10 protein-coding genes are annotated in these 11923 nt (G+C 40.9%); 2 read left to right on the top strand and 8 right to left on the bottom strand.

All coding sequences use genetic code 11. The annotated features are described in order from the left end of the window. Positions 1-248 precede the first annotated feature (248 nt). Positions 249-1364 carry an IS4 family transposase gene (locus tag NSQ61_RS17865; RefSeq protein ID WP_340806227.1) on the bottom strand — a complete coding sequence of 372 codons (1116 nt, stop codon included), beginning with the start codon at positions 1362-1364 and terminating at the stop codon, positions 249-251. Between the two features lie 553 nt (positions 1365-1917). Continuing rightward, positions 1918-3288: a 23S rRNA (uracil(1939)-C(5))-methyltransferase RlmD gene (gene rlmD, locus NSQ61_RS17860; protein WP_340807755.1), complete on the bottom strand. Its 1371-nt coding sequence runs from the start codon at positions 3286-3288 to the stop codon at positions 1918-1920. 180 nt (positions 3289-3468) lie between these two features. On the opposite strand from rlmD, the gene NSQ61_RS17855 reads away from it, so the two are divergent. Further along, positions 3469-3624 (top strand): Fur-regulated basic protein FbpA, encoded by a 156-nt coding sequence (locus NSQ61_RS17855; protein WP_082829588.1) that lies wholly within the window; start codon positions 3469-3471, stop codon positions 3622-3624. 196 nt (positions 3625-3820) lie between these two features. Here NSQ61_RS17855 and NSQ61_RS17850 read toward each other — a convergent pair whose 3' ends face one another. The 4 genes from NSQ61_RS17850 to gatC form a co-directional block, all read right to left on the bottom strand. Continuing rightward, on the bottom strand, positions 3821-4750 hold the full coding sequence (locus NSQ61_RS17850; RefSeq protein ID WP_063388805.1) for a diacylglycerol kinase: 930 nt from the start codon (positions 4748-4750) through the stop codon (positions 3821-3823). A 269-nt stretch (positions 4751-5019) separates the two neighbouring features. Further along, the gene (gene gatB, locus NSQ61_RS17845) at positions 5020-6450 is read right to left on the bottom strand and encodes an Asp-tRNA(Asn)/Glu-tRNA(Gln) amidotransferase subunit GatB (RefSeq protein ID WP_340807752.1); all 1431 of its coding nucleotides are present in this window, start codon (positions 6448-6450) and stop codon (positions 5020-5022) included. 13 nt (positions 6451-6463) lie between these two features. After that, positions 6464-7921: an Asp-tRNA(Asn)/Glu-tRNA(Gln) amidotransferase subunit GatA gene (gene gatA / locus NSQ61_RS17840; protein ID WP_094244375.1), complete on the bottom strand. Its 1458-nt coding sequence runs from the start codon at positions 7919-7921 to the stop codon at positions 6464-6466. Positions 7922-7937: 16 nt separating this feature from the next. Next, the gene (gatC, locus tag NSQ61_RS17835) at positions 7938-8228 is read right to left on the bottom strand and encodes an Asp-tRNA(Asn)/Glu-tRNA(Gln) amidotransferase subunit GatC (protein ID WP_063388808.1); all 291 of its coding nucleotides are present in this window, start codon (positions 8226-8228) and stop codon (positions 7938-7940) included. A 273-nt stretch (positions 8229-8501) separates the two neighbouring features. Between gatC and NSQ61_RS17830 the strand changes: the two genes are divergently transcribed. Further along, the gene (locus NSQ61_RS17830; RefSeq protein ID WP_082829587.1) at positions 8502-8660 is read left to right on the top strand and encodes a YjcZ family sporulation protein; all 159 of its coding nucleotides are present in this window, start codon (positions 8502-8504) and stop codon (positions 8658-8660) included. 84 nt (positions 8661-8744) lie between these two features. Here the strand turns inward: NSQ61_RS17830 and NSQ61_RS17825 are convergent, their stop codons facing one another. Together NSQ61_RS17825 and ligA are read right to left on the bottom strand one after the other, a co-directional pair. Continuing rightward, a complete protein-coding gene (locus NSQ61_RS17825; RefSeq protein WP_066250778.1) occupies positions 8745-9896 on the bottom strand; it encodes a CamS family sex pheromone protein in 1152 nt (383 codons plus the stop codon). A gap of 15 nt (positions 9897-9911) precedes the next feature. Then, the gene (gene ligA, locus NSQ61_RS17820; RefSeq protein ID WP_066250775.1) at positions 9912-11915 is read right to left on the bottom strand and encodes an NAD-dependent DNA ligase LigA; all 2004 of its coding nucleotides are present in this window, start codon (positions 11913-11915) and stop codon (positions 9912-9914) included. Positions 11916-11923 lie beyond the last annotated feature (8 nt).

The raw sequence follows: 11923 nt of genomic DNA, 5'->3' as shown, positions 1-11923 counted from the left end.
AAACCTTGACTTTTCACGTTTTATTATCTCATAATCAATTCTCTTATTAAAGTTTAAATGGATGTTTGTCAAGTAAATAATTACCTATTTTTTATTTATTTCCATTAGCATTGCATAAATATAGTTAGAATTTTCTGTTAATTAATTTTTGTGAATTTGTGCCAAAAAGACAAAACCTAAAGAAAGGTGGCACTGCCCATTTGGTAAATATATACAGTTAAACCAGAGCGACAACGACAAAAGGGAGATTATGGACTGGCTCGCCCATCAAATTTTCGCAACCAAACATAAGCTGGTTTCCACAGAGCTCTCTTTAACCAACGAGTAATTCGAAGTAGAGATTTCTTACTTTTCATCTCCAATTGAATGAGAACATGTAAGCAATACGTGATAAGGGCTAAGAAAATTTGATTTTGAATAGCTGTTTCACTCATCCCATAAAAGTGCTTAATTTCCACGTGTTGCTTGAGCCATTTGAAAAAGAGCTCAATAGCCCAGCGAGATCGGTAAATATCACTTATCTCTTCTGGTTTTAAATCAAATCGGTTGGTGATGAAACGAAGTAAGTTCCCTTTTGTGTCCGTAACTTCTAGTAGACGAAAGACATTTTCAGTACGATTTTGTGTGGTACCAATGTAGACCATTTTATCGGATAGAACGTGACAATCATCAGGAAGTGAAAATGTATAGACTTCACGAATGACTGCGTTTTTCTTCAGTCTTGAAACGAAGAAATAGCCATCATCTGTCATCCGATCAAAACGTTCATAGTCCACATAACCGCGGTCAAACACATACATGGCTTCTTGATCATCCACTAGGACTTCGAGTTGATTTCGGTCATGTTCTTTTGCTGTCGTAATCACTGCTTTTTCAGGATAGACGGTGTCTTTATCCATGAAAACGAGCCGTAAGTGTAGCTTTACACCAGCTTTTGTTTTACGGAATTTTGCCCATTTATAATGGGTCAAATTCAACGGGAGTGTACTTGAATCAATGATTTTCAGTGGCATATTCTTTCCGTTTTGATAATGGTGCCGTTGAATTTTCCAAACAAGATCCAAGAACAAATTTGCAAGAATTAGTGGGTTGATCTGATTGTTTTTTCGGGATAGCTGAGAGGCACTTATCGATTCAAATCCGAGTGCTTTTTGAAGATCTTCGTCTACAAGTGCATCACTCATTTCCTCTAAGCTCGTAAATTCGAGCAGCTGGGCTACCAATAAAAGTTTAATATAGGCTTCTGTTGTCAGCTTTTTTGTGTAATAGTCCTGTTTCAATTCTTTGACTTGTTCGCTAAGTTTTTGAATATTTATGGGTGAAACCCATTTACCAAATGATGAAATTAGTGTATTCTTGTCCATAATGGTTATCCTTTACGATTGGATTTGGACAGGAACCACCTGTACTTCCATTGTAAAGGATTTTTTTGTTTCGAAATCAATAAAAAATTGAACATTCTTAGTATTTTGAATCATCAGATTTAATTACTGCAATGCTAGTGATAAAACGTGACTATATAAAATCGTTTTCATCAAAAATCTTGAAAAAACTAAAACCCAAGAATGCTAAAATACCAACATTCTTGGATTTTAACTTTGAAAAACACAATTACACTGAAATGGACTTTTTAGACACCACTTTTATGAATGATTATCTAATCGGTTATTTCAATCTGAAAGCAGATTATATTAGATTTACTATATATTTTTTCTACTGCTTGAATTGCCTCTTTCTTATTGGATTCAATTTTTTTTAATTGATTCTCATTTGCTTTACCTGCATTTTTTAATGTGGCTCCAATTGAATTCGTATAATACCCTTTTGGTTTTTATAACGAGTTAAATACAAAATAATTTTATAATTTAGGAAAAGTTCGTCTAAAAATAGAGAGTTAAACGAGCTTTTCTATACTTTTTATATTTTTTTTAGCAACACACAACACTCCACATGCGCCGTATGCGGGAACATGTCGACTGGCTGGACTTCTTTTGTTTCGTAGCCGCCTTGTTCTAGGATGGCAATGTCGCGCGCTAATGTCGCCGGGTTGCAGGAGACGTAGACGACTTTTTTTGGTTTCATTGCTATAATTGTTTGAAGCAGTGAATGATCGCAGCCTTTTCGAGGAGGATCCACGACGATGACGTCTGCGCGAATTCCTTGTTCATGCCATTTGGGCATGATCTCCTCTGCTTCACCGACGGCAAATTCAACGTTCTCGATGCCGTTTAGTTTTGCATTTCGTTCGGCATCTTCAATGGCATCGGGCACAATTTCCACGCCGTACACTTTTTTAGCTTTTTGCGCAAGGAAGAGTGAAATCGTTCCGATCCCGCAATAGGCGTCGATGACCGTTTCTTCTCCGGTAAGTTCGGCGTATTCTAACGCTTTTTCGTAAAGCACCTTCGTCTGTTCAGGGTTCACTTGGTAAAAAGAGCGTGCGGAAATGGCAAACTTAATTGATCCGATATAATCATATATATATTCCAAACCCGAAAGCAGCTTTGTTTCTTCGCCAAATATGACGTTTGTCCGTTTCGGGTTTATGTTTTGGACAATCGATCGAATGTTTGGAAATTTAGCGGTAATTTCAGCTAAAATTTTCTTTTTATGTGGAAAATCAGCTGTTCGGGTAACGAAAACAAGCATCGCTTGCTTTGTTTGATACCCGTAGCGGACAACGATATGGCGCAGCCATCCTTGATGGGTTTGTTCGTTGTAAGCCCGGATGTGATAGCGGTTCAATATCGCTTTAACTTCTCGGACAATTCGATCGTTTTCCGTCTGCTGAATGAGACATCTCTCCATATCGATAATTTCGTGCGTTCTTTGCTGATAAAAGCCTGCAATCAGGGCGCCTTCCCGCTCCCCGATTGGAACCTGTGCTTTATTTCGATAATTCCAAGGATCGCTCATTCCGATCGTTGGATGAACCGTGACTTTTTCTACATCCACTTTTCCGATGCGGGCAAGCGTTTCTTTTACTATTTTTTGCTTATGGCGCAGTTGGCCGTCATAGCTTACATGCTGAAGCTGGCAGCCTCCGCATTGTTTGTATATGGGACAAGGCGCATCTGCCCGATCCGGGCTTGTTTCCGATAATTTCATGAGACGTCCGTATCCATAGCCTTTTTTTACTTTGACAACTTTGACTGTTCCCTTTTCTCCAGGCAAAGCATTCGGGACAAATAAAGGAAAGCCGTTGATTTTGGCTACTCCTGCCCCGTCATGTGTTAAATCTTCAAACAATACATCGTAATAATCATTTTTCTTCACTGGTGCTTCCATGTTGTTTTCTTCCTTTTTGATCAGAATGAACTGAAAAAATTGTATCACAACCGTAAAAATGACCCAAGTGATTTTATTATTGTCATAATAGGAAATACTATTGTAATGAAAATATAAAAGGGCGGCACGTAACATTGGTTGATGAAAAAGCGTCTATATTAGCTGAAGGAGTGAATTTACATGGATCAAAGTTTTAAAGAGTCACTCATCGAACAGCTTATTGCCAACGGTGTTTACAAAGGGGAAGATGGACAACAATTATATGAATTGAACGTCATTGAGTTGTTAAAACTTGTCAATAAAATTGAAAGCGATCATTACCATTATGGAAAATAAAAATTTCGTTTTTCCAGCTTGAAAGCAAGGCTGTAAAAACAGCTGCACCTTTCTTTCATTACATTTTGTTTAACAAGCTGCCTGCAAAGCTTTTGCAGTGGTTTTTTTAAGCAAAATGTTGCAGACAAGTCATATAAATCGTTGAAATTAGCGCGGGGAGCCGCATTTCATCTATTCAAAAACGGTAAAGAGCAGCCTATTCGCTGCTCTTTTCAATTGGCGCGTTTTTTTCTGCTTTTTCTTTCGACATGATGATCTCAATATATTGATACAGGTTTTCAAATTCAGCAGGCAGGAGTCCTCCGTATTCGCCGTCCAAGTTTAACTGCATTTTGTCTTCTGTCTTTACTTTTATCCGATTGGCTTTTGTATAAATTACATTTTCACTGTGAATATGCTCGCCTTTTAATGCCAAGCTGGCAAGGCGAATAAACTCCGCGAGGCTGACTTTTTTCAAAATCAGTAAATCAAACATGCCATCATTTAAAATTGAGTCTGGAGCCAACTTTTCAAACCCTCCGACCGAATTTGTCAAGCTGATTAAAAACAGCATGATCTCTCCTTGAAACAGCTTGCCATCATATTCAATTTCCACCTCTGTCGGATGGATGGAAGGGAGCATTTCAATGCCCTTTAAATAATAAGCAAGCTGTCCTAAAACGGTCTTTAATTTGCTTGGAACGTCATAAGTAAGCTCTGTTAATTTTCCGCCGCCGGCAATATTAATAAAATATTGGTTATTCACTTTTCCAATGTCTATTTTCCTTTTTACGCCGTTCAGCAGCGTATCGACTGCGTGCAAAATATTGTCGCGGGGAATGCCGATTGCACGGGCAAAATCGTTTGTAGTTCCGACGGGGATGATTCCGAGCGTCGGACGATTTTCCATGACTGCGAGCCCATTCACAACTTCGTTCACCGTACCGTCTCCACCCGCAGCGATAATGAGGTCAAACCCGCGTTCAGCAGCCTGTTTCGCTGCATTTGTCGCATCTCCTTCACCGGTAGTAGCATGGCACGATGTTTCATAGCCGGCCTCTTCAAATTTAGCAAGAACTTCAGGGAGCTGTTTTTTGAAAGCCTCTCGACCAGATGTGGGGTTATAAATGATTCTTGCGCGTTTCATTCACATCATCCTATACTATCCATTTCTATTGTAAAAATAGAATCATTAATAGATTATTCCTTTTTGCCAAAACAAACAAGTTTTTTCTATCATTTGTGTTCATTTATACTACTTTTGTCAATAAACGTTTATTCTATTTTTATTTTGATAAAACTGTTCGCCATTTAAACACTTTTTTCAAATTCCAGCTTCAAAAATTCACGGATGGGTTTTATTTCCATTTTACTATAAATAAAACACCCAGCTGCTAAGCTGAGCGTCTATTAAAATTATCGTTTCTTTATTTCTTGTAATAACAATTTGTTTACTAATTGCGGGTTGGCTTGCCCCTTCGTTTTTTTCATAATTTGACCGACTAGAAAGCCAATCGCTTTATCTTTTCCGTTTTTAAAGTCGATAACCGATTGCTCATTTTCATCCAATGTTTCGATTACAAGCTTTAAGATGGCACCTTCATCAGAAATTTGAACAAGCCCTTTTTCTTTCACGATTTTTTCAGGGTCTCCACCTTTTTCAATCAGCTCTTTGAACACTTTTTTCGCGATTTTGGAGGAGATGGTTCCATTTTCGATCAGCTTGATCATTCCTGCAAGACTTTCCGGGGTGAGCGCAACTTCAGTCAACTCTTTTTGCTCTGCATTTAAATATGCTGATACTTCTCCCATCAGCCAGTTAGAAGCTTGTTTCGCATCAGCTCCGGCTTTAACTGTTGCTTCAAAGAAATCAGACATTTCTTTCGTCATTGTCAGCACTTTAGCATCATACGCTGGGAGTCCAAGCTCTTCAACATATCGTTTTTGGCGCGCATCCGGCAGCTCCGGAATCGATGACCGGACTCTTTCTTTCCACTCATCATCAATGTAAAGAGTGACTAAATCAGGTTCAGGAAAATAACGATAATCGTCTGATCCTTCTTTAACGCGCATTAAAATCGTTTTCCCTGTAGCCTCATCAAAACGGCGTGTTTCTTGTTGAATGACGCCGCCGGATAAAAGCACTTCCGCCTGACGTTTTTCTTCATATTCGAGCCCTTTGCGCACAAAGTTAAATGAGTTTAAGTTTTTCAATTCTGTTTTTGTGCCAAATTCTTTTTGTCCGATCGGGCGGAGCGAAATGTTTGCGTCGCAGCGAAGAGATCCTTCTTCCATTTTACAGTCGGATACGCCAGTATATTGAATAATCGATTTTAATTTTTCCAAATATGCATAGGCTTCTTCAGGTGAGCGGATGTCCGGCTCTGATACAATTTCAATCAGCGGTGTTCCTTGACGGTTAAAGTCTACAAGAGAATAGCCGTCGCCAGTATGCGTCAATTTGCCAGCATCCTCTTCTAAATGAAGGCGCGTAATGCCGATTTTCTTTTTCTTTCCGTTCACTTCAATTTCAATCCAGCCGTTTTGACCGATCGGCTGATCATATTGGGAAATTTGATATGCTTTCGGGTTGTCCGGATAAAAATAGTTTTTCCGGTCAAACTTTGTATAAGTAGCCACTTCGCAGTTCAATGCCATCGCAGCTTTCATTGCGAATTCAACGGCTTCTTTATTTAAAACGGGCAAAACTCCCGGGTATCCGAGGTCAATGACCGTTGTGTTTGTATTTGGTTCAGCACCGAAAGCGTTTGGTGCACTGGAAAAGATTTTCGATTTCGTTTTCAATTCCACATGTACTTCAAGTCCGATGACCGTTTCAAAGTTCATTAGTTCTCACCCCTTACAGTTCCGGTTTTTGTTTATGGAAGTCTGTTGCTTGTTCGTATGCATGGGCAACGCGATAAACGGTGCTCTCGTCAAAATGCTTGCCGATGATTTGCAATCCCAGCGGCAGGCCGTTGGCAAATCCGCAAGGTACGGAAATAGCAGGAACTCCGGCAAGGTTCACATTGATTGTTAAAATATCGTTCGCATACATCGTGAGTGGATCGTCAATTTTTTCGCCGATTTTAAATGCTGGAGTCGGGGTTGTCGGTCCGATGATGACGTCATATTTTTCAAAAACGTCTTCAAAATCTTTTTTAATAAGCGTGCGCACTTGCTGCGCTTTTTTGTAATATGCATCATAATATCCAGAGCTTAATGCAAATGTACCGAGCATAATGCGGCGTTTTACCTCATTTCCAAAGCCTTCCGCGCGTGTTTGTTTATACATATCGATCAAGGTTTCAGCGTTGTCGGAGCGATAGCCGTAGCGGACTCCGTCAAAACGGGCGAGATTCGCAGATGCTTCGGATGAGGCAAGCAAATAATATGTAGCAATACCGTATTTGGAATGCGGCAAAGATACTTCTTCCCATTCTGCGCCCAATCCTTCGAGTACTTTTAAAGCAGCCAGTACGGCCTCGCGCGACTCACGGCTTACCCCTTCACCTAAATACTCTTTTGGAACCGCAATTTTCAGCCCTTTAATATCTCCAGTTAAAGCGGATATATAATCAGGAACTTCCACATTTGCACTTGTGGAATCCATTGGATCAAGACCTGAAATGACTTGAAGAAGGTAAGCGTTGTCTTCAACAGTTCTTGTTATCGGTCCGATTTGATCTAATGAAGACGCGAATGCGACTAATCCGAAACGGGAGACTCGTCCATATGTAGGCTTCAAGCCAACAACCCCGCAGAATGCTGCCGGCTGGCGAATCGAGCCGCCTGTATCAGAGCCTAGTGCAAACGGAACTTCTCCTGCGCTGACAGCCGCTGCGCTGCCGCCGCTGGAACCGCCTGGAACCGCTTCTAAATTCCATGGGTTTTTCGTCTTTTTAAATGCGGACGTTTCAGTGGATGATCCCATCGCAAACTCATCCATGTTTAATTTGCCGATCGTAATCGCTTCAGCTTCTTCCAGCTTGCGCATAACTGTTGCATCATAAATTGGGTCAAAGTTTTCAAGAATTTTGCTTGCACAGGTTGTGCGTAAATCCTTTGTCACAATGTTATCTTTAATTCCTATCGGCATGCCAAACAATAAACCGTATGTATCTTTTTTTCCTATTTCATTATCCAGTTGTTTTGCTTTTTCTCGGGCTCGTTCTTCATCGAGGGTTAAGAAAGCTTCTACCTTTCCGTCGACTTCTTGAATGCGCTTGTAAGACTCATCGACAAGATCGGAGACGGAAATTTCTTTTCGGTGCAGCATTTGTTTTAATTCAGATATTTTATGATCAAACAGAGCCATGTTCGCTTCGTCCTCCTTACTCAAGAATGGCTGGTACGCGGAATTGTCCGTCTTTTTGGTCAGGAGCATTTTTCAACGCAACTTCCCGTGGAAGACCCGGCTCAGGTTGATCTTCGCGCATGACATTTTTCATATCCAAAACGTGGGAAGTTGGTTGAACGTTCTCCGTATCCAATTCATTTAACTGCTCAGCAAACGTTATAATCGCGTCAAGCTGATTGGTAAACATCTCTGCTTCCTCTTCCGTAATTGCCAAGCGGGCAAGATGCGCAACATGTTTTACTTGTTCTTTCGAAATGCGTGACATTCCAATTCACCTCCACTTTTTCGAACACACTGCAATACTCTGATAATATCAAATTTTAGCCAGATAAAGCAACACCCCCGAAATGTTGAAACAATATTGCACGAAGGCAGGCTGAAAAAAGCCCCTCTTACAGATGATTTTCTTTTCATATGTAATTTTCAAAACGTCGAAGGACTTCAACCAAAAATTCAAATATAGGTACATTCGTCCAAACGTTTTATTCATTCGTGAATATAAAAATATTGTACGGTACATTATTCGGAGGTGAAAAACATGAGTTTTGGATTCGGTTCTTGTCAAGGCTACGGTTACGGAGGATATGACGGCGGATTCGGGTACGGTGGTGGATTCGGACACGGCGGCGGATTTGCCCTTATAGTAGTATTGTTCATTTTGTTGATCATTGTCGGTACTGCTTTTGTAAAGTGGTAAACACCGTTTAACCAAATGCCCGCCAAAAAACGATCAATATAAAGGTGATTTCAAAATCCCCCCTTTTTGAAATCACCTGTTTTTTTATTGAAAAACATGAACTGTCGGTTTGTCCTGCCCTGGCTCTCTAACGATGAGCGCTTCCGGACCTCTTGAAGAGTTGATGGTCACTTCCAGAGAAATATAGTTTTTGTAATATTCCACAACTTTTCCAGTTAAAAATTGCGTAAAGGCTATGACCTCTGTTTTTCCGTAAAACTGAACCGGTATTTCTATTTTCATTTGCTTCATTTCACCGTCTTGATAAAAAGCCTTCCCAATGACGCCTGTGTAGTTAGGGAAAAAGTCTTCAATATCTCCTTTTAAACGTTTAAATGTGTTGGCATCATCCGGTTTTTTCTTTGTTCCCTCTTCAGATGGGAAAAAGTAATACTCTTCGTTAATATTTTCCCACTTTCCGATATTTTCGCTTCCACCATCAACGATTGTTCTTGCAAAAAAGTGCCCTGGAACAATCGAAGATTTAGGCGCTTGTTCGTAAAGGGAAACGACAATCGGCACTTTTTCTAATCCTTCTATATCTCGAAGCCTCTTCACAACCACTTGTGCGATTTCCTTCCCTTTCTTTTCAATGGTGGCCTTGTCTATTTTATTTTCTTTTTGGATGCCGTCTTCCGTGCGGTAATAATAAACAGAATTCAAGGCCAAACCGATTGACACTCCGCCAAGCTCAAGTGTTTTTTCATCTTTTTTTACAAGGTAATTATGTTCAAGTATATGCGTTACATAAATGGGGCTTTTTTCGGAGCTTTCTGGCGGATTTAAACCTTCATTTTTGAAAGATTTATCCTTTTTTTTCGCTTCTTCTAAATCTTTTCCTTCCAGCTTGCGGCTAAGCCAGTTTTGGACAGTTTTTTTGTCTAAATATTGTCCTTCTTGAAACACATATTTATCCGTTGGAAACTTGTCGCTGGCCATCCGCATAAGACCAGTTTCAAATTCATCAACATCAAATCTTGTATTGAGATTGCTTGCCACAAGCCCTCGCGCTTCACTCGTTTTAAAAGGCACGAGCATCTTATAATAATCTTCCGAAATTCTGTATTTCGGTATAATTGCTTTTTCTTCCGTTGATTCTTCCGTCTCTTGTACAATTTGCTCCGGTTCTCCAATGTCCTGCGAGCATGCACTGAGCACAGCCATGCACGCTGCCGCTATGATCAAAAGTTTTTTCAAGGTACCTTCCCTCTCCTATTTCCTTAGTTCTTCAAGTAAACGAGACTCATCCCAAACCTCTATGTTTAATTCGCGAGCTTTTGCAAGCTTGCTGCCGGCATCTTCACCAGCGATTACAAGATCTGTTTTTTTGCTCACACTGCCAGTAACTTTTCCGCCTCTTGCTTCAATTTGTTCTTTTGCTTCATTGCGGGACATTTCAGCAAGCTTCCCTGTTAAAACGATTGTCTTACCGGCAAAATACGAATCCCCTTCATCTGAATTTGTCCGTTTCGGACCTTTATACGTCATATTGACGCCGAACGACTTTAATTCTTCAATCAATTCTTTTACTTCAGGCTGTTCAAAAAAAGTAGCGATGGAATCAGCCATTTTTTCTCCGATTTCCGGTATGTTGATTAATTGTTCTCTTGTCGCGCTTTGCAGCCGTTCCATTGTTTCAAAATGCTCTGCTAAAATCTTGGCGGCTTTTTCGCCGACATAGCGAATGCCTAAACCGAATAAAAGGCGCTCCAGCGAATTTTCCTTCGACCGTTCAATCGCGTGCAACAAATTATCCGTTGATTTTTCACCCATCCGTTCAAGCTGAAGCAATTGGGGTTTTGTTAATTTGTATAAATCCGCTACATCTTGAATCAAGCCTTCTTTAAACAATTGGGTGATGACGCGCTCCCCTAGTCCTTCAATATTCATCGCATTTCGGGAAACAAAATGGATGAGACCTTCGCGAATTTGCGCCGGACATTTTGGATTAATGCATCTAAGCGCAACTTCTCCTTCCAACCGGACCAGCTCGCTATTGCATTCAGGACAGTGCGAAGGCATCCGAAAATCCTGTTCATTGCCTGTTCTTCTGTCAACAAGAACATTTACAATTTCAGGAATGATGTCCCCGGCTTTTTTCACGACGACGAAGTCCCCAAGCTTAATATCTTTTTCCCGAATCAAATCTTCATTATGAAGGGAAGCTCGTTTGACGGTTGTCCCGGCAACCTTTACAGGCTCTAAGATCGCTGTTGGGGTAATGACGCCGGTGCGTCCGACAGCGAGTTCAATATCCAGCAGCTTCGTCACCACCTCTTCTGCCGGAAACTTATAGGCAATCGCCCATCTCGGGCTTTTCGCAGTTGCCCCGAGCGCTTCCTGCTGACGCAAACTATCAACCTTAATTACAACTCCGTCAATATCATACGGAAGCTGAGAGCGCTTTTCCAACAATTGATCAAGCAGCTCGATCACTTCGTCGATGTTTTTGCATTTTCTGCGTTCACGATTTGTTTTAAAGCCGAGTTCATCAAGCAAGTCCAATGCTTCACTATGAGAAGACACTCCGGTATCGCCAAGCTCTGCTATGTTATAGACGAAAATATCTAAATTTCGTTTCGCGGCAATTTTTGGGTCTAGCTGGCGCAAGGAACCAGCCGCAGCGTTTCTCGGATTGGCAAACGGAACTTCCCCTTTTGCAATGCGCTCCTCATTTAATTTCTCAAATGATGCTTTCGGCATAAATGCTTCCCCGCGCACTTCCATCGATAAATTTTTCTTTAGTCTCAAAGGGATCGAGCGGATCGTTTTTAAATTTTCCGTGATATCTTCCCCCGTCGTGCCGTCTCCTCGTGTTGATCCTTGTACAAACAGGCCGTTTTCATATCGAAGGGAAACCGCAAGCCCGTCAATTTTCAGCTCCACTACATATTCGACATCCCCAACTGCTTGGCGGACTCGCCTGTCAAAGTCACGCAAGTCCTGCTCATTAAAAGCGTTTGCCAAACTTAGCATCGGCACGCGGTGCGCCACTTTTCGGAAAGCATCTAAAACAGCGCCCCCCACCCGCTGGGAGGGAGAATCAGGGGTTTTCAGCTCTGGATATTTTTCTTCAAGTTCTATTAGTTCTCTCATGAGGCGGTCATACTCTGCGTCAGGAACAGACGGATTGTCAAGAACGTGATATTCATAATTATATTGATTCAAAAGCTTGTGCAATTCTTTTACACGGTTTTCTGCCGTACGTTTGTCCATATGTGTCA

Source organism: Aeribacillus sp. FSL K6-1121, assembly GCF_038003725.1.
Taxonomy (GTDB): Bacteria; Bacillota; Bacilli; order Bacillales; family Aeribacillaceae; genus Aeribacillus; species Aeribacillus composti.
This window is presented reverse-complemented; position numbering and strand designations above follow the sequence as displayed.

What these genes read in the sequence shown, in the direction of transcription:
- ligA (WP_066250775.1), bottom strand. Translation starts at nt 11,915, where the DNA reads ATGGACAAACGTACGGCAGAAAACCGTGTAAAAGAATTGCACAAGCTT.
- NSQ61_RS17830 (WP_082829587.1), top strand. Translation starts at nt 8,502, where the DNA reads ATGAGTTTTGGATTCGGTTCTTGTCAAGGCTACGGTTACGGAGGATAT.
- gatC (WP_063388808.1), bottom strand. Translation starts at nt 8,228, where the DNA reads ATGTCACGCATTTCGAAAGAACAAGTAAAACATGTTGCGCATCTTGCC.
- NSQ61_RS17850 (WP_063388805.1), bottom strand. Translation starts at nt 4,750, where the DNA reads ATGAAACGCGCAAGAATCATTTATAACCCCACATCTGGTCGAGAGGCT.
- NSQ61_RS17865 (WP_340806227.1), bottom strand. Translation starts at nt 1,364, where the DNA reads ATGGACAAGAATACACTAATTTCATCATTTGGTAAATGGGTTTCACCC.
- gatB (WP_340807752.1), bottom strand. Translation starts at nt 6,450, where the DNA reads ATGAACTTTGAAACGGTCATCGGACTTGAAGTACATGTGGAATTGAAA.
- NSQ61_RS17855 (WP_082829588.1), top strand. Translation starts at nt 3,469, where the DNA reads ATGGATCAAAGTTTTAAAGAGTCACTCATCGAACAGCTTATTGCCAAC.
- gatA (WP_094244375.1), bottom strand. Translation starts at nt 7,921, where the DNA reads ATGGCTCTGTTTGATCATAAAATATCTGAATTAAAACAAATGCTGCAC.
- rlmD (WP_340807755.1), bottom strand. Translation starts at nt 3,288, where the DNA reads ATGGAAGCACCAGTGAAGAAAAATGATTATTACGATGTATTGTTTGAA.